Source organism: Bacillus safensis, from assembly GCF_039619585.1.
In the GTDB taxonomy this organism is placed as follows: Bacteria; Bacillota; Bacilli; order Bacillales; family Bacillaceae; genus Bacillus; species Bacillus safensis.
This window is the reverse complement of record NZ_CP154909.1, coordinates 263,459-286,136: the sequence shown is the minus strand read 5'-3', so window position 1 is coordinate 286,136 and position 22,678 is coordinate 263,459. Positions and strand designations below refer to the sequence as shown.

Genomic DNA, 22,678 nt, shown 5'->3' with positions numbered 1-22,678 from the left:
TAATCAACTCCATTCCTTTTTGATCGTCCTATTCTTCTTTTGAAGCCGCAGCTTCGTTTGTCACTTCTTGATGTTTCTTCTTATTGATTTTATGAACGATAAACGTTCCGATAAATGCTAGGATAATAATCGCAAAGAATACAAGATGCGGGATTTCAATGTGAGCAGCACTCAAGCCCATTTTGATCGCAATGATCCCGATGAGAATAAACGCAGTATTCTCGAGCTCTGGGATACGATCAATGAGAACAAGGAATAACTGTGCGACTGTACGCATCATGAGAATTCCAAGCATTCCGCCTAATAGTAGAATCCATACTTCCTCAGATACAGCGAATGCTGCAAGAATACTATCAACCGAGAAGGCAAGGTCCATAATTTCAACAGAAATAACAGTTGCCCAGAACACACCAAAGACTCGAATCAACCAGCCTTCTTTTTTCAGTTCCTTCGCTTCATCATCGCCGTCACCTAACCAGAAGTGCTTAATAACAAGCCATGCTAAGTAAGCAGCTCCGAGGACCTTAATCCACCAGAACTTAATAAGCAGCATCCCTACGCCAATGAATAGAAAACGGAAGAAATAAGCGCCAATTAATCCGTAGGTTAATGCCTTTTTACGCTGCTTTTCTGGTAGATGTTTCACCATCACAGCTAATACAAGTGCGTTATCTGCTGATAACAATCCTTCAAGCACGACAAGAGTCCCAATAAGCCCCCAAGAGACAGGGTCTGTTAATACCTCTGCCCACATATGCCAATCAAAAAACGAGGCATATGTATCCAACATATGTTTCAAAATGTCCAACTGGTTTTCCTCCTATAAGTGTAGAAGCATCAGCAGGCTTTCGCCTGCTGCTATTCTTGATCGCTGTTTCTTTCTCACTTAGGAAAAGGCCCTCATATGAGCTTTTGACAGCATCTCTTGAACTGATTTGTTTCTCTTATTTACACTTCTAACCCATAATTTTGACAAAGAGCTGCAAGTCCGCCAGAGAATCCGCTTCCGATCGCGTTAAACTTCCAATCACTTCCGTGTCGGTACAATTCACATACCACAACAGCTGTTTCAATTGAGAAGTCTTCGCCTAAATCGAAGCGAATCAATTCTTCCCCGCCCTCTTCATTTACAACACGAACAAATGCATTAGAGACTTGTCCAAAATTCTGGCTGCGCGCCTCTGCATCATGGATCGTAACTGTAATTCCGATACGATCAATGTTAGCAGGAATTTTCGAGAAATCAACGAGAATTTGCTCGTCATCTCCATCTCCTTCACCCGTACGGTTATCACCTGTATGAGTGACACTGCCGCTCGGATGCTGAAGGTTATTATAGAACACAAAATCTGTATCTTGCTGACAACGATTGCTTGCATCCACCAAGAAAGCCGAAGCGTCCAAATCAAATTCGGCTCCGCCAGAATATTTATTCGTATCCCAGCCAAGACCGATCATCACTTTCGTCAGCCCTGGGTTGGTTTTGGTTAAATCGACACGTTGTCCTTTTGAAAGCTGAATCGCCATATTCGTATCTCTCCTGTCTTTGAAAATAGGAAACTATTGCGTTATCCGATATCTAAGCCAAAGTCCGTTGCAATGCGGGCAAGACCGCCTTGATAGCCTGATCCGACAGCTGAGAATTTCCATTCCCCGCCATGACGGTATAATTCACCTACAATAATGGCTGTCTCAATTGAGAAATCCTCTGCCAAATCGTAGCGAATGAGTTCTTCATTCGATGCTGCATTTAAAATACGTACATATGCGTTAGACACTTGTCCGAAATTTTGACTGCGCGCTTCTGCATCATGAATTGTAATGACAAATGAAATCTTTTCAACACTTGCTGGTACAGCTGCAAGGTCAACATTGACTTGCTCGTCATCTCCGTCCCCTTCACCAGTGCGGTTATCGCCTGTATGTACGACACTTCCGCCTCCGCCAGTTGTTTGGTTGTAAAAGACAAAGTCAGATGGAGAGCTTGCTTTACCTGCCGCATCTAAAAGGAATACACTTGCGTCTAGATCAAAGTCATGTCCGCCGTCATACTTATTGACGTCCCAGCCAAGACCGACGACTACTTTTGTTAAACCCGGATTCGTTTTTGTTAAATCAATTTTTTGACCTTTCGCTAAAGAAATTCCCACTAGGAACCTCTCCCTTCTGTTTAAATATAGTTTCTCGTAATATCTGCAAGCTTCGCATCATTTGTACCATTTCCAAGCGCCGCAAACTTCCACTCATTCTCATGGCGATAAAGTTCCCCGACGATTAACGAAGTTTTTCCTGCATAGTCATCTTTTAAATTATATTTCACTAATTCTTGATTGTTTGAACGATCAACGATGCGAATGTAAGCATTTTGAATCATACCAAAGTGTTGGTTTCTTCTAAGGGCATCATAAATGTTCACGACAAACACCAATTTATTCACGTTACCTGGCACCTTGCTCAAGTTGACGAGGACTTGTTCATCATCTCCGTCTCCTTCACCAGTCAGGTTGTCACCTGTATGCTCAACACTGCCGCATTTGCTCTTTAGGTTGCCAAAATAAATCAAATCTTTATTTTCCGTAAACTTATCATTTTTCAGCATGAGCACTGAAGCATCACAATCAACATCAGCGCCGCCTCCGCCGCCAAACAGCTTTCCTAAAAATCCGCCGCCTTGTGATACAGGGTCCCAGCCAAGTCCAACAAGAATATTTGTTAGCCCTGTTTTCCCTTTTGTTAAATCAATACGTTGACCTTTTTCTAATGTAATCGCCAAATCAATCACTCCTCCAGCATAATAAAAATCTATTTATTAAGCGATGGACCCTATTAAAATCATCATACATGAAAATTCGACAAAATTCATGAAATGACATTGGAGCCTCTTACTCTTTTTTCTATTTACTAGTATATACGATCTATGTTCAAGATAGGTTTCAAACACTTTATATTTTTTTAACGAAAGATGCACATTGGAAATGGTTCATGTCGTTAATGAAGTGTTTCATGTGAAACATTGTCGAAAGTTCCCGATGAACAGCTCTAGCTGATAACGAGTGTATTGATGTGGTTTCATATGTTGATATAGAAAAGATAAAAGCAAAGGATAAACCCTTTCGTTTCCTTCCACCTAAGGATTTCTTTATACTTATATTCAGCATGTTGATGAAAGGATGTTGATGATGCCATCACTTCATATATTAGATCAAGTCGCGATTCCTAAAGGTCAGTCTGCTCAGGAGACATTGATTCATACAACGCAGCTGGCTCAGCTGGCTGAAACGCTTGGGTATGAGCGCTATTGGTTCGCTGAACACCACAGCACAAGAGGGCTCGCTAGTACAGCGCCTGAAATATTAATGGCTCATATTGCGGCTCATACAACGACCTTGCGTACCGGATCTGGCGGTTTTTTACTTCCTCAGTACAGTCCTTTTAAAGTAGCAGAGGTCACGCGGCAGCTTGAAGCCCTTTATCCTGGACGGATTGAGATTGGTGTCGGCAAATCTCCGGGCGGGATCGAAAGGACGAGGCTCGCTTTGACGGACGGCGTGCCTAAAGATCTGTCTCAGTTTGACCGCCAGCTGAAGGACCTTCTTTTTTACTTATCAGACAGCCTGCCTTCTGGTCATCCGCATGCAGGCGTGAAAGCTGCTCCGCTTGTTGATGCTCATCCGCCGGTTTGGCTGCTTGGGCTGGGGGAAAATAGTGCCATGCAGGCGGCGGAGCTTGGAATCAACTATATTTTTGGCCACTTTATCCATCCTGCACGCGGCACACAAGCATTTGAGACGTATCGATCACACTTTTCTCCATCTGTCTTTTCTAGGCAGCCACAATCTATGTTTGCCGTCTTTGTCATCTGTGGTGAAACAGATGAAGAAGCAGACAGGATCGCCAGCAGTACAGATTTATGGCTGCTTCGTGTTGAAAAGGGACTGGACAGCCGCGTTCCTTCTATAGAAGAAGCAAGCGCCTATCACTACACCACTCAGGAAAAGAAAAAAGTGCTGCAAAACCGCCAGCGGATGATTGTAGGCTCGAAGAAAACGGTGAAAGAGCAATTACAGACCTTGATGGACCGCTATCAAACGGATGACATCATGATTCTGAACAATTCCTTTGATCCGATCGAAAAACAACGTTCCTTCATGAGAATAGCAGAATTATTTTGAAGCCAGCTTTCCAGGCTTCTTTTTTACATTGTCATAAAAAATGGGAAATGTAACATCAAGATGTCAAAATCCTTCCGTCTGTCATCTGATCGCAAATGTGTCTTCTAATCGTTAGCGAACTGTAAACGCATAAGAGGTGTACCTTTTATATAGTAGAGGTACATATTCAATGAACGGTTTACAACGCTGAGAAAGAAGGAGATGACAGACATGAAAAAGAGACTCGATTGGGTTGATGCAGCTAAAGGAATTGGCATTCTGCTCGTGGTCATGGCGCATGTGCCCATTCCAGATTCGCTCAAGCAATTCATTTACTCTTTTCATATGCCGCTTTTCTTTTTACTATCAGGCATGATGTTTCGATCATCCTCATCCCCTGCTTTGTCATTTATTCAGAAAAAAGCCAAAAGCTTACTCTTGCCCTATCTCTATTTCTCCATCATTACGTATGTATTTTGGTTCTCCGTTACCCGTTTTTTCGCATTCAAGGGACAAACGGATATTGATCCTTTCGTTCCGTTTACAGGTATTTTCATATCCAATGCAGATGAAGCAAGACTCACACATAACCCAGCGATTTGGTTTTTAACGACGCTCTTTTTAGTGGAAATTTTATTTTTCTTTATGCATCGTCTTTCTAAAGGAAAACCCGCTGCCGTGATCTTGCTGACTGTTCTTTGCGGAGGTGCTGGATATGCCTCTACCTTGCTTTTAGATCAAAGTCTTCCTTGGAACGCCCATGTCGCCTTGACGGCTGTTGTATTTTATTCGATTGGATTTTTAGCAAAGCAATGGTTTGTGGAATTAAAAACAGATCCAACCCTTCTTTTATGTACAGGTCTGCTTGTGCTAACGGCTTACATGCAAAGCTTTAATTCACGGATCGATATGCGCGTCAACGACTACGGTGATCTCTTTATTTTCTACGCATGTGCTCTGCTCGGTTCAGCTGCCGTGATTTATTTAAGCTTTAAATTGAAAACATCCCCTATTTTGACGTATCTAGGACGTAATTCTATTGTCATTCTTGTCTTGCAGTTTGCCGGTATCGATATCATGAAAGCATTTGTTTTTTATGGACTCGGTATCAATATTGCTGATACAGCACAGCTCTCTTGGACACTTTTTTATACGATTGGCACATTGCTGTTCATGGTGCCATGTATCTCCTTCCTGAGCAAATACCCGATGCTGCTCGGCAAACCAGCCAAAGCCGCTCAACGCTACGAACAAAAAACATCCGCCGGATGAACAGGCGGATGTTTTTTGGATTAATCATTGATTTGAGAAGGATAAAGTGTCATTCCACCATCTACAAATAAGGTGGTGCCTGTGATATACGCCGCTTCCTTAGAAACGAGGAATGCAGCAGCGGCCCCAATCTCCTTCGGTTCACCAAAGGTTCTCATCGGAATTTTCTCAAGCTGCTTTTGTTTTTTCAATTCATCCTGTAAATCATCATTCGATTCGGTTGCCATGGTACCCGGCGCAATCGCGTTGATTCGAATACCTGCTTCGGCATAATCAAGAGCCAGCGTCTTCGTCATCATATTCATTCCGCCCTTTGAAGTGGAATAATGAACATTGAACGGGCGCGGAATTTCCTGATGGACACTGGATATATTTAAAATAGATCCTTTGATGTCATGCTCCATCATATAGGCGAGCGCAGCCTTTGCGCCTAAAAATGCACCTGTCATGTTCACATCGATGACGTTTTGCCATTGCTCCAGCGTCATCTCATGCGGCATCGCTTCTTCGCCGTTGAAGCCTGAATTATTGACGAATACATCTACTGTACCGAAATGCTCCAGTGCTGTATCCATGATGGCTTGGATGCCTTCCTCTTTGGAGACATCTGCGTGTACTTTCACCGCCCCACCTCCGTGCTTCTGAATGGCTTGTACGGTCTCTTCAGCTCCATCTTCATCGCCTTTATAGTTTACAACCACATTCATTTCCTCTTGTCCAAACCGCAATGCGATCGCTTGTCCAATTCCTTTTGAAGAACCTGTGACAATGGCTGTTTTCCCTTTTAAATCTTGATACATCTTCATTTCCTCCATTCACGTGCTTCATCTTGCTGATACACAATGGTTACCCATTTTGAAAAAAACAAAAACACAACCCTCTGCATTTGTACTCGAAGAGGGTTGTGCGTTTCATCAAGCTAAAAGGTGTTATAAACATTTTCACACGTTTCGGCGGTTGGCTGATAAAAGCAATGCGACTTATACCTTGCCACAAACGGCTGATTGTACCAAGTCGCCGGACAATCGCCAGGCGGTTTAAAATACCAAAGGCTGAATTTTGCCGGCCAAAAACGTTCTCCGTTAATATTTCTCCGCGCAAGTGTTTTTTCCGTTTCTCGTGCTCGCTGATAGAAGTAACCATGCGTGACCGCTTCGAATGCATGCTCCTGATAAATCATTTGTGGAATCGTACGCAGCCCTTTAAAGTCAGAGCAGTTGGCACGCAAACGATTGATGCCCACGTTTCCTACGAGCAGCATCCCTCGCCTCCCTTCACCTTCTGCCTCCGCTCTCAGCAGTCTGGCCATTAAATCAATATCAGAGCTTGTCGCTCTTACCACTGCCATACCTCCACCTCCAGTTCGTTTCTCTTTTATTTTATGTAGCGTTTCTGTGTAGATGACTGCCATTTTGACATGAAAAAGCACGTTCAGTGTCGGCAGCCTGTCTAAATTTGCTGGACATGTGTCTCGCTGCCAACAACACTCAAACCAAGTGACCATATACATAACAGGAAGAAATATTCATTACTATATACTCATTTACAAGTCATAAAAATCCTTCTAATTGCGACATCATCTTCAAAAACAGTCATTTGAACCTATTCAATAATCCGACTCAAAACCTTAAAATATAAAATGTTGAGTTTCTACAGGAGATATCAAATAATAAATTACAAGTTTCTCCTCTCAACTTAGTGTCATTTTTACTACTTGAAGCCAATCAACCTCGGAAACGCACTGAGGTATTGACAGTACTTTCGCTTCATTCTACAGTAAAAAACATACAGTATTTTTCTTTTTGTGCAAAAAGAATGATATGAACTACAGCTTTTCAATGAAATTCACCATAAACCCGAGGAGGAAAACACGCCATGTTTAAAAAGAAATTATCCCTGTTTCTTCTGATCTTGTGTGTCACTGTTGTCGCTGCTGCTTGTAGTGGTGGAAAAGACAAAACAGCTGCGAAAGAAAACGATACCAAAAAATCTCTTGATGCAGCAGAGGTAAAGGTAGAAAGTGCTGAGTACACATTACCACCTCAATACGATACATCTGTACAGGATGATCAGTATGTACTAAAAGTGAATGTATCTGTAAAAAATATCAGCAAAGAGCCTCTCAATGTTGATAAAAGCAACTTCACGCTTTACCAAGATGACGCACAGGTATCTACAATCTCTCCAGATGACTATAACGAAGTATTATCTTCAAGCTCTTTAAATGCAGACAAAGTGACTAAAGGCGGTCTTTTCTTTGTTGTTGACAAAGACAAGGACTACCAGCTTGTTTACACAGAGCCAGGAAGCGGATCGAAAAAAGATGACAAAACATTAGAATTCGATATTAAAGGAAAAGACTTAATGAAAAAAGCAGATACACTACAAGCATCTGCAAAAGCTCTTTCTTCTTATATTGATGTGATGATTTTTGGTAAGAAAAACGATGATTTCGAAAAACTAACAGGTGATAACAAATCAACTGTTGTGAACGAATTTGATAAATCATTCAAACAAGGTTACATCACTTCTTCAGGTATTTCTTCTAGCTCAGCGAAGGACGAAAACCTTGATAAGCTACTGAAAGCTGTGAAAGAAACATTAGCTGAAAAATCAAAAGTTTCAACAAAAACAAAATCCATCAGTGGTGATAAAGCTGTCGTGACTGTGACTCTGACACCAATCGATGCAAGTCCGCTTGTCGATCGTTTGAAAGAGAAAGCGACTGAGTTCTACAGCAAAAACCGTTCAGCTTCTTATGATGAAGCGCAAAAATACTTACTATCAATTTACCCAGATGAGTTTAAAAAATTAGGACCATCATCTTCTGAAGAAACAGTAGAAGTCAACATGAAGAAAAATGATATCGACCAATGGAAACTTGATTTGAACGACTACAAAACAAGCTCATTAGTTGAGAAATTCATCAAGAACTAAAGAAAAACCCCCGATTCCGGGGGTTTTTTGTTAATTTATTTCGGTTGTTTCCTATATTTGATTCCGAAATACAGAGAAGAAAGCAAGAAAATCGACAACCACACCCACTGAATATCCACCATAAATATAGTAATGGCTGCTACTATTAATATAGTGAGGTCCAGCTTTTTTTCATAACGAGAATATTTCATGAAGAAGAATTCCCCTTTTCAGCTTCATATTCTTTCATGATCTCGATTGGATCAACCGCATCTTCCTCTTGTGCGTATTCCTCTACATAAGGAGTTGTTAATTTTTCAAACCTTTGCTCATCGTCTACTAAAGCAATATAGACATCATATCCCTCATAATCAGAAGGGAATAACGTTGCAGTAGAACTACCGGTTTCTAAAGCCTTGTCTATTGCATTTTTTAATTCTAATAAACCTACCCTGTTTCCCAAAATAAAGGCTTCAAAATGATGTGTTTGCTGAGCATATATATTACATAGTCCTAACACATCATCGTCATCTGTTTGATAAGACATATACGAACTCCTTTATTTGGTAAAATTAGGATAATTATATCATTTCCTCTTCCATCATGCTATCGCAAGCCTCTTTTATATGAATCTCTGAATATAAAAAAACTTGCAGAATATATCTGCAAGTTTTCTTTATTTCGCAAGCATCCATTTCTCTTTCATAAACAAGCTTCTGACGATGACAAACAGGATGACGACTGCCAAGGCTGAGGAGCCGAGTGTCAGGGCGATGGACATTGGATCGATGATACCAAACATCAATTGCTTACACAGCGCATGAATATTGAGGAATGGGATGGCAAAGTAATACGTATCTAGCTGCGTAGCACCTGCTCTCATGGTAAAGAACATTGGGAGCACACCTAGTGTAATGATCATGGACATGTACGATTGCGCTTCTTTGACTGAGCCCGACATCACACTGAGCAGCAATTCAATCATGGATACCATGAAGGAGAAGATGATAAGCGCCGCAAACATAACGCCGATAATGCTCCACATTTGATCACCAAAGTTCAGAGCTTGCTTCAGCTTTTCTGTAAAGAGCAAAGTGGATAGAAGCAACATGCCGATCGCCACAATTCCACTTAAAATCCCGAACATGGAGACAGCGAGCCATTTTCCGATGAGAATCTGGAGTCTGCTGGCCGGTGTCAGGAACAACGCTTCAATGGATTTTCGGTCTTTTTCACCCGCTACAATATCAAGCGCAGCTGGCAAAGCACCTGAGATGACGGAGGTCACCAAAATCATTGGAAGGAGAATTGACAACAGCATAGCGGTCACTCCGTTTTCCCCTTCATCACCTTCTTCTACATCAACGGACTGCACCTCAAACGGATGAATAACGGACGTATCGATTTGATCCGCTGCTAAACGCTTCTCGACTACTTGATTTTGATACTGCTCCAGCAATGATTGCAGCATTTGAACCGTGATCACCGAATCATCATCTGTCGTATAACCATGAATTTTAATGGCGAATGGCTTTTGATGCTTGAGCATATCGCCAGCCTCTTTCGGCATTTCCAGGTAAGCATTTGCCTCCCCATCCTTGACGGCCTGCTGCGGATCATCAAATGTTTCAAGGTTTAGGTTTTTGACCTCTTTGATCATTTGGTTCATTTCGGCAGGAAGCTGTTCATTGATGGCGACTGTATAGGCTTTATCCCCTGGATCTGCAATCATGCTTTCATAAAAGAACACCAGCCCAAGCATGGTCAAAAGAGGAATCAGTACGGTTAAGAGCAACGTTTTTCGATCCCTTAGCGCATCTGTCATTTCTTTCAAAAAGACGGTTTTCCACATTATGAAATCCCCCTAGCGAGCTTCGACATAAAGATATAGTTCAAGTCTTCACTTTGTTCCTGTGCATATAATTCTGGAAGTGTCCCTTTGTAAACAAGCTCTCCTTGATGAATCATCATGACACTGTCACAAAGCTGGCTGACTTCTTCCATGATGTGGCTTGAAAAGAGGATCGTTTTATTTTGCTGCTTGAGCTGATGGATAAAATCTCTGAAAATATTACTCGACGTGATATCTAAGCCTGTTGTCGGCTCATCAAATAAAATAATGTCAGGATCATGAATTAACGTTCTGGCAATCGCCACCTTTTGTTTCATTCCTCTTGAGAATCCTTTCACCTTGCGATCCATGTATTGTCTCATCCCAAAACGCTTTGCCAAATCCTCTATTCTTGCTTTGATTTCATGCTGATCTAAGCCATATAATTTGCCAAAGTATTCAAGATTTTCTCTTGCCGTCAAACGATCGTAAAGCCCCGTCTCTCCGCCAAACAAGACACCAATCCGCTTTTTCACTTCTGTTGCTTCTTTCACTGTATCAAAGCCTGCGACAGTGACTGTTCCGTGTGTAGGCTCTAATAATGTGGCTACGGCGCGCAATAATGTTGTTTTTCCTGCACCATTTTCTCCTAGAATGCCAACGACTTCCCCTTCCTTCACGGAGAACGTCATGTGCTTCATCGCTTTTACGACTTTTTTCTTATCTTTAAACCAGCAGCTGCAATCGCTGAGAGTAATCATGTGGTTCGCCCCTTTCAACTTTCTAAGTCTATGATAGAAAAAATAACGCTTGCCTGATATAAAAATGTCGCGAAACGTCCTTTTTCTGTCTTGAAATGATCTATTTCAAAAAAACAAATGGTAAAATAGACAAATAATAAGAATGGTCATAGGTGATTTTTATGATAAAAGTAGGTCTCGTCGACGATTACCGAGTAGATTTAGAAAAGCTGCACGCCATTGTAGGCAGGATGGAGGCTGTGGACATCATCTTTGTCACGCAGTCAGCAGAGGATGCATATGAGAAGGTCAAAAAAGGAGACATTGATCTGTTGTTCGCTGACATTGAAATGCCTGGAATGTCCGGCTATGAATTAGCGGACCTCATTCACTCTCACGCACTGAATGTCGATGTGGTCTTTGTGACAGGAAACAGTGGATATGCGGTCCATGCGTTTGATTTGAATGTACATGATTATATTATGAAGCCCTACCAAGCTGATCGAATTGCCAAATGCTTAGAGCGTTATATGTCCACCAAGCAGGAGAAGAGCATTCATGGACGGCTTCTCATTAAGCAGCAGTCAGATATTCATGTGCTCCAGAAAAAGGATGTTATTTTTGTTGAGCGAACAGGCCGGTCAACAACTATCGTAACAACGACAGGAGATATCCAGACCTATCAGACATTAAATGAGCTAAAAGGCGATCTGGCTGAAAAGGATTTTATCCGCTCCCACCGATCGTTTATCATTAATATTCATTACATTAAGAATTTCTCGGCGTATGCTAAAAATTCGTATATCGTGTCTTTTGAAGGTACAGATAAAAAAGCCATGATGACCAAGCAGCAATTAGAATTCTTTAAGAAATACTATTTTTAAGGAGAACGAACGTGAACGCTTTCTATCTTGGATTTCGCATTTATGCTCTCATATGGTTAGGTCTTGCGTTTCATGCAGCTGCTGAAGCCTTTCTGCCGCTTTCATCCATTGTGTTGTGGCTTCTTACCTTTTGCGCGGTGTGTGTTTATACATTTTTCATGTACAAAAGATTTTTGCCTCATACGAGCGGTGATGTGATATTAGGCGCTTTTATACTCATTACCTGCACAGGTCTTTTGCTGTTTCTAACGCAACCGAATGGACTGAGCTGTCTTTTGGCGCTCATCATGATGGTGACAATCGATATCCTCTCATTGAAGGTGATGCAGACAGAGAAACAGTTAAATGGACAGCTTCAAGAGCTCATAAACGCAGAATCAAGAACCAACGAATTACTTCTTGAGCTGCGCAGTAAACATCATGAAACAGCCAGACATTTAAATGCCTTTTCCGCATCGAACGACGAGCATGAAATCAAAGATTTGATTCAGCAATACGTCAAACATTTCCCATGGATTAAAGGAGAAAATGCATATTTAGCCTCAACCCTACATCCCTTTTTGGAGCGGGCTGAGAAAGAGGACATTGCACTTTCACTAGACCTTCAAGCACCCTTTTCATCGCTTCCTTTTTCAAAGGCGGATCAGGTTAGTTTTACTGGCAACCTGCTTGATAATGCTCTAGATGCAGCGATTGAAGCGAAGCAAGCCGGAAAAGAGGGAAGCATTTCGGTCACGACCTCTATTCGGAGCGGGCTATTTTTAATCCATTGTGAAAACAGCACAAAAGGTATGGAAAAACACGTGCTAGATCATTTGTTCAAAACTTTTGGCCGCTCGACAAAAGGCGGCGATCATCAAGGCATGGGGACGTATATCATTCAACAGCTTGTTGAAAAGGCAGACGGTACGCTTGATTTCACTTACCGTTCTCCAAATTTGCGGCTCGTCATCAAAATCCCTCTCACCATGTCATAAAAAAAAGGTGCATAGCTGCACCTTTTTTAGTGTTAAGAGAAGATCTTATCGATTTGATTGATTTCCTCTTCTGTTAATTGAACATCGTTTGTTTTTAGGTTTTGCAGCACTTGGTCTGCTCGTTTTGCCCCTGGAATAATAGCATCAATGCCATCCTGCGCTAAGAGCCAAGCGAGTGCGACGTGTGCTGTTTCTGCATTCTTTGATTGAGCAATGGCCTTCAGCTTGTCTACTTTTTCGAGATTTGAAAGGAAAGCATCGCCTTGGAAAAGCGGGTCCTTTGCTCGAATATCATCAAATGTCGCATCTTTTGTAAATTTCCCAGTCAACAAGCCTGACGCCAATGGGAAATAAGGAATAAAGGAGATCCCATGCTCGACACAGTATGGAAGAAGATCCTGCTCTGCCTGACGTTTCAGTAGAGAATACTCTGATTGAAGCACGTCTAAGTAACCATCTCGGTTAAAGGCTTGAAGCTGTTCAAAATCAAGGTTTGATGCACCGATTGCCCTGATTTTCCCTTCGTCCTTCAATTCCTTTAATGTGCCTGCTACTTCTTCGAGCGGCGTACGTCCATCTGGGAAATGCATATAGTACAAATCAATATAATCTGTTTGCAGTCGTTTCAGGCTATTTTCAACCTGCTCTCTTAAGAAATCACGGCTGTTATCAAGTTCAATTTGCCCGTTTACTTCCTTATGAGCTCCTTTTGTCGCAAGGACAAGCTTTTCTCTGCCGCCTCTTTTGGCAATGATCTCACCGATTAATTCCTCTGAACGGCCCAGCCCATAAATAAAAGCAGAATCTAAGAAATTGACACCTTGATCAAGAGCGGTCTCCACAAGCTCCCGTCCAGCATCCTCACTAAGATTCGGGAATAAATTATGCCCACCTACTGCATTCGTACCAAGCCCTATCGGATTTACCTGCAAATCAGTTCGTCCAAGCGTTACCTTTTTCAAAAGCTCATCTCCCTTATCTACATAATCATCCTTATTTTCCCACGAACCATTTCCAACATTCAAGTATACCGCTCTCTAAAAATCAACCTGCGGGTGGACGCCGCGAAAATAGAAGATGCGTATGATGAAGATAGACTAAAACGAAAAGGAGATCTTGTCATGACCATTCAAATTGTCATCATTATGATTATTCTGCTTTTAAGAACAGGCAAGGAAAAAGAAATCCGCCCCATCAGGCTTCTCATAGGACCGCTCATTTTATTAGGCACACTCTCTTATTCCTTTACCCAGCATATTGAAATCACGGCGATGAGCCTGCTTGCAATGATTGTCTTTGCACTCGCAGGTTTTGCAATCGGTCTATGGAGAGGTAAACTATACAAAGTAACATATGATCAACAGTCGGGACGTATCACCGCCGCCAGCTCACTTTATGGAACACTTTTTTTCATCGGAATCATCCTTATCCGGATGACAGTAGGTTCAATTGTACAGGATGGCGGTCATTCCCTGATCATTTTCGCAAATGGCCTGACATTCCTTCCAATCGGCAGTATGATCGGCTTACGTTTTATTCTTTTAAAAAGATATATGAACATCAAGGCATCTGCTGCTATTAACTGACAGACAGGAGTTTTTGATATGAACCTTCAGCAGCCACTCAAGCTTTTAGGTCAAATAAGGCGGAAATTCGTATTAGGCCTTGTTTTGACCTATATGTATATTCAAATGTATGAGCCCCTTTCATTAGGCGAATTGGTGTTTCGCACCTTCGTCTATTTGGTGTTTCTCCTTTGTCTTTTTCCAAAAAGCAAGCTGTCACCTAAAAAGCAATTTTCTATGCTCCTCTTGATGTGGATTTTGACACATCTTTTGTGGCTGGTGACAGGTCAGATTCAAGACAGTATTGGACTGACCTTTTTTATGATCGGCTTTATCGCTTTTCGTTTTTCAGAGGCGCATCATCCCTATCTATTTGCTATCATCTTTTTCACCAGTGGGATCAGCTATTATATAAACGATTTTTCTTGGAACATGGTGATCACTCTCCCGCTATTCCAACTGCTTGTGTATACACTTGTTTTGATTTCTAGAATGCGTCGGCGTGAACAGGAATTAAAGGAAGAACACTTCGGAGAACTGCAATTGGTTCACAAGGAATTATCAGAAGCCCATGAACAATTGAAAAAGGCGCATATGGAGCTTGAAGAAGCGACCGTTCAGTCACTCCAATTTGCAGTGCTGGAGGAGCGAAGCAGAATTGCACGTGACCTGCATGACAGTATCGGTCACCAATTAACCTCGATGATTGTCCAGCTGCAGTCTTTGCCCTACCGTTTAAAGCAGGAAGAACCAGAGCAGATGACGCAGACGTTTCAGGAGCTGATCCATATTTCTAAAAATTGTCTCACCGAAGTTCGTTCTGTGGTTCATCATATGGCGTCAGATGATGCAGGTCTCGGACTTGCCGGACTTCGCAGCCTCATCAAGCAAGGAGAGATATCGGGTGAGCTTGACATTCACTTTCATACAGAGCAGCTTACGTATAAAAAATGGCCGCTCTCCGTATCTGAACTGCTTTACCGCATTTTACAAGAAGCCATCACCAATACAATTCGCCATGCCAAAGCCACCGCGATGACCATTACACTATCTAACGACCAGCATGAGCTGATGATGAACATTGAAGACGATGGATATTTGACCAGCGAAAAAGATATTTCATTTGGCTTTGGACTGTCAGGCATGAAGGCACGGTGTGACGCAGCAGGCGGTTCCCTCGAGACGTCCATACGTGAGCCGCACGGCTTTTGTATCCATGTTCAAATTCCTATAAAGGAGGACTCCGAGACATGACAAACCCTATTAAGATTGGCATTATTGATGATCAGCCGCTGATTCGCCAAGGATTTCGTTATATTGCAAGCGCTCAAGAGGATATTGACGTCATATGGGAGGCGTCAGACGGTCAGGAGGCGGTTGAGCTTTGCTCGATCAACACACCAGACGTACTGCTGATGGATGTACAAATGCCTGGAATGGATGGCATCACAGCAACAGAGCACATTTTAAAAAAGCATCCAGATGTAAAAGTTGTGATTCTCACGACCTTTGATACGGAAGAATACGTCTTTGACGGAATTCGTGCAGGGGCAGTCGGTTATTTGCTGAAGGATACAATGCCTGAGGAATTAATTGAGGCCATCCGTACCGCCTTTGCTGGTGAAGCTGTATTTCGAACGGCAGCCTCTGAGCACATGATGGCACGAGCTCTTCAGCAGGCAAATGATACACATCACACTCATCTGCTTCACGAATCATTCACAGAACGTGAACGCGATGTATTACAGCAAATGGCCTATGGCTTAAAGAATGAAGACATTGCTGATCAATTATTTATCAGCAAAAGTACGGTAAAAACGCATGTGCACCGTATTTTACAAAAGCTCAATGCACAAGACCGTACACAGGCTGTCGTCTTCGCCATCCGGCACCGCCTCGTGAAATAAAAACTGCCTTCACTTCAAGATTTTTATACAAAAAACATTTAAAACCTAAAATAAATCTATAAATCAATACTTATTAACTAGTATATTATGCTTATTTAATTCCTTATTTTATAGGTGATTGTGTTAAAAATGATCAAAAATAGGGACTAAAACCTATTCCTCATCATGAATGAATTTCGATAGAATGAATAGTGCAAATCGTCATTAGGATATTTTCCCCTTTAACACCCGAATATACCAATCTATCTGTTTCTTTTTTCTTAGTCAGATAGCGGGAATGAAATGACGAAAGAAAAGCAAAGGAGCTTCAACTGTGAATCTTAAAAAAATAAGTGCACTCCTCATGATTTCATTCGTGATGATCATCTCTGCAGCCTGCCAGAGCTCAGCCAAATCAACCGACGCTGATCAAAAGTCAACGAAAACAGCAGAGGTAAAAGTCAATAGCTACGAATATACGTTACCAGAAGACTCAACAACTACCTTGAGAGACAATGAATTGGTGCTAAAAGTCAATCTGACGATCACAAACAAAGGTGACAAAGCCCTTTCATTATATAACTCTGACTTCTCCCTTTATCAAGACGACGCCAAAGTATCTGATTTAAAATTCTACGGCAGCAAAGACCGTCTTGACCTTGGTTCATTGAACAAAGGCAAGTCACTTTCAGGAGCTCTTTATTTCCTAGTAGACAAAGGGAAAAAATATCAGTTCGTCTATCAGGACAGCATCAAGAAAAACAGTGATTCCATCCAAATCGACCTAGATGGAAACAAAATACTCGATTCAGCAAAAAAGCTGGATAACCCAGCAAAAGCGTTATCCGCTTATACCGATATTATTGTTTTTGATAAAAAGAACGATGAATTCGCAGATTTAACGGGTGACAACCAATCGGATGTCGTCAATAAATACCATGAGATGTTTGTAAAAGACTTCAAAAGAAGTGCAGGAATATACGGAAATGAAGTGAGTGACCGAGATATTCTATCGATGTACAAACGCATTCAAAACACCATGAAGGATAAAGCGAAAGTAGAAACAAGTGTGAAAACCATCTCTGATGACGAAGCAAAGGTTGTCGCTCAAGTAACAGGCATTGATGCTTCTAACTTAAAAGACAAGCTAGACAAGCAAAGAGACGAGTTTTACAACGGGAAAATCCGTTCTAAAGAAGAATTGTATAAAAAAAGCTTAAACATGTACGCATCTGAATTCGAAAAACTTCCTCCCGTTTCCAGCCCAGCTGAATATGAAGTGAAAATGAAACGTAATGGGGAGGGTCAATGGAAAATTGACCTCAATGATTATAATACAGAGCAGTACATGAGTGGTTTTATTAAAACGAGATAATCTAAAAAAGACGCTGGCCTCTGAAGGAGCCGCGTCTTTTTTTAGATTATACTGTCGCCTCTTGCTCTTCTTTCACCGCTTTTTCGATATCTTTAAAACGGCTCGATACAGTCGACGCACTAATGCCATACTTTTTCGCTACTTGTGCTTGAGAAAGCGGGGCATCGCTTGCAAGTGAATGAATGTAGTATTCGATTCCGGCAGCAAATGACGCTGCTTTACGGATCACAGGTGATTTCTGATCACAGTAGGCTTTCCAAACCGTTAAAGCACCATCTGTCAGGCTTTGATCACCGTGCTCCTTCATTCCGTCTTCAATCAGCTTAGCAGTTTCCAGCTGGACGTCACTTGCCCAGTCCATACGATCTGCTGATAGACCTGCATCGCCTTCTGTTTGAGCAGGTGTTTCTGATTCTTCTACTTCTTGCTTCGCAAACATACACTTCAGCACATCAGGGAATGATTCTCTCATAAATGTGCTGCGCGCCCCTCCATTTGCTTCATATGCGTCAACAAGCTGGCGAACTTGAAGAAGAAGAGTATCTGTAAACTCTTTCGCAAACATCGTATATTGAATGAAAAACTCTGCCTTTTCTTCAAATTGAACAGGAAAACCAAGCACGAGACTTCCCTTTTCAGGCAGTACCGTTTGATCAGGTTTTACATCTACTTCAACCTTCTCCGCTGTTACCATATTCTCAAAGTAAAGAGACTCGTCCGTTTTTTCATTTAATAAAAGCAAAGATGGCTCCATGTCTGTCCAAGATTGGACCACTTGTCTTGTTTTCGGACGAGTAATATCTTCTGCTTTCTTTGTCAGGAACTCTTGGAAAATGGTCTCTTTCTGATCAGTTAATGGACGGAAGAAGATGCCCCATACACTCAAATGGAAAACTGAGATTTGTTGCGTTTCTTTATCCATATCTGCAAGGAAAGAAAACTCATTAATGAATTGATTGATCGCTCTCTGATGCTTAGAAAAAGCATAATTCATTAAATCCTTTTGAACTTGTACAGCTTCCTTAAACACAAGCTCAGACGTTTGTTCTCCGCCTGATTTTTGACCACAGCAATGTTTATATTTTTTTCCGCTTCCGCATGGGCAGAGCGCATTTCGTTTAATTTTTCCCAAAATAAAACCTCCGACATTCTAGTCTAACCTCACTATTTTAACAAACGATTGCACAGGAGGGTTTTATTTTCAAGAAAAAAGAAAAATCTGAATGATCAGTTAAATTATAAAATCACCTGAAGATCACGATAGATCATAGGAAAGACAGACTTTCTCTGTTTATTTTCTCCAATCATACCAACAGATTTTCTTCAGCTCATTCCTTCGAATAACTGCTTTGCCTCAAAATAAAAGATTTGAACGAATTTCTTCGTATTGACTCTGCCTGTCGATCCTGAGGGAGAAGATGTCTTCTGCATTTCTTTCATTCTTTGACTGACATCGGTAAAATCGAAAAACTTCGACGCGTAGTGCTCAAACTTAGGATTTGAGAAATCTGTTAATCCTAGTGAGGCAAAATGATTCAAGGAATGATGAATAGCTCGTCTAATCCGCTGCTCCGCCGCTTTCACTTCCCGCATCACCTCTACATCGGTTGCACCATGATCCAGTTTTCTTTCTGCTGTTTTGATAAACAGCTGCTTTAGCGGCGGGAAATTGACCTCATGAGAATTAGCTGACTGTGTTTCATGTAAGTAGATCAGTATCTCCAGTAAATCCTTAGAGCCGCTCTCACCGACAATTCCCAGCTCAGATAAGAGGAATTCCCCAGCCTCTTTCATCGTTCTTCTCTTCGCCCCAGCGCCCGCACCTTGAGAAATGACAGGCTCTAATGGCAGCACGTGGCGAAGAGAGGCTTGTATATCGTATATCGATTTTTCCAGCTTGATACGCTCCATGACTTTTCGAATCACACTGACGATTTCAATGCGATTGACAGGCTTATGGATATAATATTCAATCCCTAGTTCATAGGCTTCTGCCATCATCTCTTTCGCCTCTACTTGGGAAATCATAATGACCTTGCCTTTAAATTCAGGGTGGATATGGCGGATGGTTTGAATGCCATCTCTAGCAGGCATTAAAAGATCAATCAAAAGGATGTCTACTTTCTTGAGGTTCAGCGAATGTGCCTCTAATCCAACTCCGTCACCCGCTTCATCTACGACCTCTCCCAAATCCTCATCCTCTATGATTTGACCTAAAATCGAGCGTATTGCACGATCATCATCTGCAATGAAGAATCGCATACACTCACCCTCTCTGTATTAAATTTTGTATAGGAAGGACAAGCAGAAAAGCTGTACCTTTTGTTTCTTTTTGTTCGATTTGAATCTGACCGCCAAGCTCTTGAACCAGCTCTCTCACATAGGATAAGCCAATCCCTGTAGACGGTGTTCCAAATGCATCAAATTTGGAGGTATACCCTGGATCAAACACAATCTCTCTCATTTTTTTAGGAATCCCTGGTCCGTCATCTTCAATCCGAATCTCTATTTTATCATGACTTCCTTTCAATTCGAGTGAGATCATCCCGGTATCTTTTATTGCTTCGACTGCATTGGCCATTAAATTATTAATCAGCGATAAGAAAATAAACACATGATAATCATGCAGATGAATGCCCCTTATATCAGATGTAAAGGAGATGTTTTTCCCAAGAGATAAAGCATACTTCTCTTGAATGCGGATCACAATTTGAACAAGCTCCTCCGCCTTCATATAGTCTTGCATATTTTCCTTCGAAATCAGCTTTGAAAGCCCAGCATAAATACGCTGATTGTCCTTTTTCACTTCATGAATTTCTCCTGCGAGCTTTAACAGCTCCTGACTCACTTTTTTCCCTGCTTCGTGTTCATGCAGCAGACGATAAAGCCGGTATGATTCCTGTGTAATATGCTCTGTATGTTTTAACGTTTTCTTTAAATGCACCGTTTCTTCATATAAATTCGAAATGACCATCATCATATGCTCATTTTGTTTCATGATCTGCTTTTCTCTTGATTGAGCCTCATACAGCTTCATCATATTAAAAAAACTGATCACCACAAAGCTATGAGCAAACGCAATGAGGAACATATCGCTCAGCTTTGATAAGGTCATCGTTGTATCAAACACTAGAAATTGTACAAACAGCTCGACAAAATCAGCAACTAATTCGATCATCAGACCGATGATCCCAATGAAAATAGAGCGCTGTTTAAAGCGTCCCGTACGGACGGCAAAAAACAGGAAAGCATAAGTGAAATAGAAAAAGAAGCTTGGGAATTGCTGATAAAATGATGAAGCCAGATCAGCATTCTGCTGAATCAAATCTAAACCTACCCGAAAAAGCACAATGGCTGCGCCTGTTAAAAATCCCGGCAATAGCGGTCTAGACTTTCTTAAGAGTAATAAGCAAAAGAAAAACGCAGGTGCGCCAAAGCTGATGCGAAACGTCTCATTCACAGGATAAAACTTCAGCTCTCCTGCAAGCGGCACAATGACCATCATAAAAATTAAAATGAATGCGTCCTTTTTGACAAGCTGATTTAAACTCAAATGACTGACATCCCTTCCCCTGTTTGCATAGCCACAGTATACAAGGAGACTCTTTTCTCCACAATGTACAAAAAAATAATTTTCACTGCTCCTTTTATCCTCAAAATCCTTTTTTATGACTATTTTCCGGGGCAGCAAGGTGACCTTTCAGCTATTCACTGTTTTGATCATTGACGACAATAATAGGAATTGTTTAGACAATCATCGACAGACTGATTTTTATTTGTAAGTTTTTCTGTAGATTTACGTCAGATTGTGTAGTTTCCAAGATAAATTGAATGAACAATTTTAGTGAAACTATATGTAAGCGTTTTCTGAATTTTCACTAAAAACCCTTTTTGTTTTTCCGCCGACAATGCCTTCATTTGTACATATATTTAGGTGTAAAGGAGTGGTGCAAGCAGCGCATGACAAGTTCTTTGAAGATGTGTAACATGTTTTCGTGCCTATTTGATCGCATTTTTTGTCATCCGCCAATTCAATAGGGTACTTTTTGATTTTTGATTGGAGGAATCGTATGAAAACAGCAATTTCTAAAAATACACAACACGCATGCCAGTCTTCTGTTGATCAATGGGCAGAAGAAATACGTCCGTATTACACAAACGGGCAGAATGCTGGCTACATTCCAGCACTTGGAAAAGTGAATTCCTCTCAACTTGGTATCAGCGTGATAGGCCCAGATGGATCATCTGTACGATATGGTGATTGGGACGTTCCCTTTACCCTGCAAAGTATCTCAAAAGTCATCAGCTTTATAGCTGCCTGTTTAGGAAGAGGCGTACCTTACGTCTTGGATCGGGTAGATGTAGAGCCAACTGGTGATGCATTTAATTCCATCTACCGTCTTGAGATGCATAAACCAGGGAAGCCCTTTAATCCAATGATTAATGCTGGAGCTATTACCGTATCCTCCATCCTTCCCGGAAAGACTTCTACAGAAAAGCTAGCATATATTTTCGATTTAATCGAAAACTTAATAGGTAAGCGTCCTTCTGTTAATGAAGAGGTTTATCAATCAGAATGGGCAACTGCACATCGAAATCGGGCACTTGCTTATTATTTAAAGGAAACCAATTATTTAGAATCGGATGTCGAGGACACGTTAGAAGTGTATTTAAAGCAATGTTCCATCGAGGTCACAACAGAGGACATCGCCTTGATTGGACTGATTATATCAAGTGATGGCTACCATCCCTTTAAACAAGTCCAAGTCATCCCAAAGGATATCGCCAGACTAACAAAGGCATTGATGCTGACATGCGGCATGTATAATGCGTCTGGGAATTTTGCTGCTTTTGTAGGCGTTCCAGCCAAAAGTGGTGTGTCTGGAGGAATTATGGCTTGCGTTCCGCCAAGCGCAAGAAGAGAGTTCCCGTTTCAGACAGGCTGTGGAATTGGCATTTACGGTCCCGCCATTGACGATTGCGGAAATAGTATTACCGGTGTCATGATGCTGAAAAAGCTCGCCAAAGAGTGGGATCTCAGTATTTTTTAAAAAGAACAGTGATGAATTCGAAGAGGTGAT

The 22,678-nt window shown here is 41.5% G+C and carries 23 protein-coding genes; 10 read left to right on the top strand and 13 right to left on the bottom strand.

What is annotated here, in order from left to right; genetic code table 11:
• Nucleotides 1-28: 28 nt before the first annotated feature.
• The 4 genes from AAYR28_RS01570 to AAYR28_RS01555 all read right to left on the bottom strand — a co-directional run bounded on the left by AAYR28_RS01570 (nt 29) and on the right by AAYR28_RS01555 (nt 2,773).
• Nucleotides 29-808, bottom strand: coding sequence for a TerC family protein (locus AAYR28_RS01570; RefSeq protein ID WP_024424355.1), 780 nt, complete (start codon nt 806-808; stop codon nt 29-31).
• Between the two features lie 140 nt (nt 809-948).
• The gene (locus AAYR28_RS01565; RefSeq protein WP_120208454.1) at nt 949-1,527 is read right to left on the bottom strand and encodes a TerD family protein; all 579 of its coding nucleotides are present in this window, start codon (nt 1,525-1,527) and stop codon (nt 949-951) included.
• Nucleotides 1,528-1,568: 41 nt separating this feature from the next.
• Nucleotides 1,569-2,150, bottom strand: a complete 582-nt coding sequence (locus AAYR28_RS01560; RefSeq protein ID WP_024424356.1) for a TerD family protein — start codon at nt 2,148-2,150, stop codon at nt 1,569-1,571.
• Between the two features lie 20 nt (nt 2,151-2,170).
• Nucleotides 2,171-2,773 carry a TerD family protein gene (locus tag AAYR28_RS01555; RefSeq protein ID WP_024427228.1) on the bottom strand — a complete coding sequence of 201 codons (603 nt, stop codon included), beginning with the start codon at nt 2,771-2,773 and terminating at the stop codon, nt 2,171-2,173.
• A 406-nt stretch (nt 2,774-3,179) separates the two neighbouring features.
• Between AAYR28_RS01555 and AAYR28_RS01550 the strand changes: the two genes are divergently transcribed.
• On the top strand, nt 3,180-4,172 hold the full coding sequence (locus AAYR28_RS01550; protein WP_120208456.1) for an LLM class flavin-dependent oxidoreductase: 993 nt from the start codon (nt 3,180-3,182) through the stop codon (nt 4,170-4,172).
• Between the two features lie 210 nt (nt 4,173-4,382).
• Nucleotides 4,383-5,423 carry an acyltransferase family protein gene (locus AAYR28_RS01545; protein ID WP_345808912.1) on the top strand — a complete coding sequence of 347 codons (1,041 nt, stop codon included), beginning with the start codon at nt 4,383-4,385 and terminating at the stop codon, nt 5,421-5,423.
• 20 nt (nt 5,424-5,443) lie between these two features.
• Here AAYR28_RS01545 and AAYR28_RS01540 read toward each other — a convergent pair whose 3' ends face one another.
• Both AAYR28_RS01540 and AAYR28_RS01535 read right to left on the bottom strand, forming a co-directional pair.
• Nucleotides 5,444-6,223: a glucose 1-dehydrogenase gene (locus AAYR28_RS01540; RefSeq protein ID WP_025092777.1), complete on the bottom strand. Its 780-nt coding sequence runs from the start codon at nt 6,221-6,223 to the stop codon at nt 5,444-5,446.
• Between the two features lie 119 nt (nt 6,224-6,342).
• A complete protein-coding gene (locus AAYR28_RS01535) occupies nt 6,343-6,771 on the bottom strand; it encodes a cell wall hydrolase (RefSeq protein WP_024424361.1) in 429 nt (142 codons plus the stop codon).
• A 527-nt stretch (nt 6,772-7,298) separates the two neighbouring features.
• On the opposite strand from AAYR28_RS01535, the gene AAYR28_RS01530 reads away from it, so the two are divergent.
• The gene (locus tag AAYR28_RS01530) at nt 7,299-8,360 is read left to right on the top strand and encodes a DUF4352 domain-containing protein (protein ID WP_024424362.1); all 1,062 of its coding nucleotides are present in this window, start codon (nt 7,299-7,301) and stop codon (nt 8,358-8,360) included.
• 187 nt (nt 8,361-8,547) lie between these two features.
• On the opposite strand, the gene AAYR28_RS01525 is transcribed toward AAYR28_RS01530, so the two are convergent.
• The 3 genes from AAYR28_RS01525 to AAYR28_RS01515 form a co-directional block, all read right to left on the bottom strand.
• On the bottom strand, nt 8,548-8,886 hold the full coding sequence (locus AAYR28_RS01525) for a hypothetical protein (RefSeq protein ID WP_103132614.1): 339 nt from the start codon (nt 8,884-8,886) through the stop codon (nt 8,548-8,550).
• Nucleotides 8,887-9,015: 129 nt separating this feature from the next.
• Nucleotides 9,016-10,191, bottom strand: a complete 1,176-nt coding sequence (locus AAYR28_RS01520) for an ABC transporter permease (RefSeq protein WP_024424364.1) — start codon at nt 10,189-10,191, stop codon at nt 9,016-9,018.
• Nucleotides 10,191-10,931, bottom strand: coding sequence for an ATP-binding cassette domain-containing protein (locus AAYR28_RS01515; protein WP_025092774.1), 741 nt, complete (start codon nt 10,929-10,931; stop codon nt 10,191-10,193). The genes AAYR28_RS01520 and AAYR28_RS01515 overlap by 1 nt, the downstream gene beginning before the upstream one ends.
• Before the next feature lie 161 nt (nt 10,932-11,092).
• Here AAYR28_RS01515 and AAYR28_RS01510 point away from each other — a divergent pair, with 161 nt between their 5' ends.
• Both AAYR28_RS01510 and AAYR28_RS01505 read left to right on the top strand, forming a co-directional pair.
• The gene (locus AAYR28_RS01510; protein ID WP_024424366.1) at nt 11,093-11,794 is read left to right on the top strand and encodes a LytR/AlgR family response regulator transcription factor; all 702 of its coding nucleotides are present in this window, start codon (nt 11,093-11,095) and stop codon (nt 11,792-11,794) included.
• An 11-nt stretch (nt 11,795-11,805) separates the two neighbouring features.
• Nucleotides 11,806-12,771, top strand: coding sequence for a sensor histidine kinase (locus AAYR28_RS01505; RefSeq protein ID WP_120208457.1), 966 nt, complete (start codon nt 11,806-11,808; stop codon nt 12,769-12,771).
• Nucleotides 12,772-12,803: 32 nt separating this feature from the next.
• Here the strand turns inward: AAYR28_RS01505 and AAYR28_RS01500 are convergent, their stop codons facing one another.
• Nucleotides 12,804-13,733, bottom strand: a complete 930-nt coding sequence (locus AAYR28_RS01500) for an aldo/keto reductase (protein ID WP_024424368.1) — start codon at nt 13,731-13,733, stop codon at nt 12,804-12,806.
• Between the two features lie 159 nt (nt 13,734-13,892).
• Here AAYR28_RS01500 and AAYR28_RS01495 point away from each other — a divergent pair, with 159 nt between their 5' ends.
• From AAYR28_RS01495 to AAYR28_RS01480, 4 genes are all read left to right on the top strand, one after another.
• Entirely contained in the window at nt 13,893-14,357 is a 465-nt protein-coding gene (locus AAYR28_RS01495; protein ID WP_224427073.1) for a DUF1453 domain-containing protein, read from the top strand.
• A gap of 18 nt (nt 14,358-14,375) precedes the next feature.
• Nucleotides 14,376-15,590: a sensor histidine kinase gene (locus AAYR28_RS01490; protein WP_120208459.1), complete on the top strand. Its 1,215-nt coding sequence runs from the start codon at nt 14,376-14,378 to the stop codon at nt 15,588-15,590.
• Complete coding sequence (locus AAYR28_RS01485; RefSeq protein WP_120208461.1) at nt 15,587-16,243, top strand: response regulator; 657 nt, start codon at nt 15,587-15,589, stop codon at nt 16,241-16,243. Before AAYR28_RS01490 ends, AAYR28_RS01485 begins: the two co-directional genes overlap by 4 nt.
• 313 nt (nt 16,244-16,556) lie before the next feature.
• Nucleotides 16,557-17,597: a DUF4352 domain-containing protein gene (locus AAYR28_RS01480; RefSeq protein WP_034283192.1), complete on the top strand. Its 1,041-nt coding sequence runs from the start codon at nt 16,557-16,559 to the stop codon at nt 17,595-17,597.
• A gap of 46 nt (nt 17,598-17,643) precedes the next feature.
• On the opposite strand, the gene AAYR28_RS01475 is transcribed toward AAYR28_RS01480, so the two are convergent.
• The 3 genes from AAYR28_RS01475 to AAYR28_RS01465 form a co-directional block, all read right to left on the bottom strand.
• Nucleotides 17,644-18,729: an SEC-C metal-binding domain-containing protein gene (locus tag AAYR28_RS01475; protein WP_025092766.1), complete on the bottom strand. Its 1,086-nt coding sequence runs from the start codon at nt 18,727-18,729 to the stop codon at nt 17,644-17,646.
• 191 nt (nt 18,730-18,920) lie between these two features.
• Nucleotides 18,921-19,859 carry a response regulator gene (locus AAYR28_RS01470; RefSeq protein WP_025092765.1) on the bottom strand — a complete coding sequence of 313 codons (939 nt, stop codon included), beginning with the start codon at nt 19,857-19,859 and terminating at the stop codon, nt 18,921-18,923.
• 4 nt (nt 19,860-19,863) lie between these two features.
• Nucleotides 19,864-21,150, bottom strand: coding sequence for an ATP-binding protein (locus tag AAYR28_RS01465; RefSeq protein ID WP_120208464.1), 1,287 nt, complete (start codon nt 21,148-21,150; stop codon nt 19,864-19,866).
• A 517-nt stretch (nt 21,151-21,667) separates the two neighbouring features.
• Between AAYR28_RS01465 and AAYR28_RS01460 the strand changes: the two genes are divergently transcribed.
• Entirely contained in the window at nt 21,668-22,648 is a 981-nt protein-coding gene (locus AAYR28_RS01460) for a glutaminase (RefSeq protein WP_024427212.1), read from the top strand.
• Nucleotides 22,649-22,678 lie beyond the last annotated feature (30 nt).

What these genes read in the sequence shown, in the direction of transcription:
- AAYR28_RS01565 (WP_120208454.1), bottom strand. Translation starts at nt 1,527, where the DNA reads ATGGCGATTCAGCTTTCAAAAGGACAACGTGTCGATTTAACCAAAACC.
- AAYR28_RS01550 (WP_120208456.1), top strand. Translation starts at nt 3,180, where the DNA reads ATGCCATCACTTCATATATTAGATCAAGTCGCGATTCCTAAAGGTCAG.
- AAYR28_RS01545 (WP_345808912.1), top strand. Translation starts at nt 4,383, where the DNA reads ATGAAAAAGAGACTCGATTGGGTTGATGCAGCTAAAGGAATTGGCATT.
- AAYR28_RS01540 (WP_025092777.1), bottom strand. Translation starts at nt 6,223, where the DNA reads ATGTATCAAGATTTAAAAGGGAAAACAGCCATTGTCACAGGTTCTTCA.
- AAYR28_RS01535 (WP_024424361.1), bottom strand. Translation starts at nt 6,771, where the DNA reads ATGGCAGTGGTAAGAGCGACAAGCTCTGATATTGATTTAATGGCCAGA.
- AAYR28_RS01530 (WP_024424362.1), top strand. Translation starts at nt 7,299, where the DNA reads ATGTTTAAAAAGAAATTATCCCTGTTTCTTCTGATCTTGTGTGTCACT.
- AAYR28_RS01525 (WP_103132614.1), bottom strand. Translation starts at nt 8,886, where the DNA reads ATGTCTTATCAAACAGATGACGATGATGTGTTAGGACTATGTAATATA.
- AAYR28_RS01520 (WP_024424364.1), bottom strand. Translation starts at nt 10,191, where the DNA reads ATGTGGAAAACCGTCTTTTTGAAAGAAATGACAGATGCGCTAAGGGAT.
- AAYR28_RS01515 (WP_025092774.1), bottom strand. Translation starts at nt 10,931, where the DNA reads ATGATTACTCTCAGCGATTGCAGCTGCTGGTTTAAAGATAAGAAAAAA.
- AAYR28_RS01510 (WP_024424366.1), top strand. Translation starts at nt 11,093, where the DNA reads ATGATAAAAGTAGGTCTCGTCGACGATTACCGAGTAGATTTAGAAAAG.
- AAYR28_RS01495 (WP_224427073.1), top strand. Translation starts at nt 13,893, where the DNA reads ATGACCATTCAAATTGTCATCATTATGATTATTCTGCTTTTAAGAACA.
- AAYR28_RS01490 (WP_120208459.1), top strand. Translation starts at nt 14,376, where the DNA reads ATGAACCTTCAGCAGCCACTCAAGCTTTTAGGTCAAATAAGGCGGAAA.
- AAYR28_RS01485 (WP_120208461.1), top strand. Translation starts at nt 15,587, where the DNA reads ATGACAAACCCTATTAAGATTGGCATTATTGATGATCAGCCGCTGATT.
- AAYR28_RS01470 (WP_025092765.1), bottom strand. Translation starts at nt 19,859, where the DNA reads ATGCGATTCTTCATTGCAGATGATGATCGTGCAATACGCTCGATTTTA.
- AAYR28_RS01460 (WP_024427212.1), top strand. Translation starts at nt 21,668, where the DNA reads ATGAAAACAGCAATTTCTAAAAATACACAACACGCATGCCAGTCTTCT.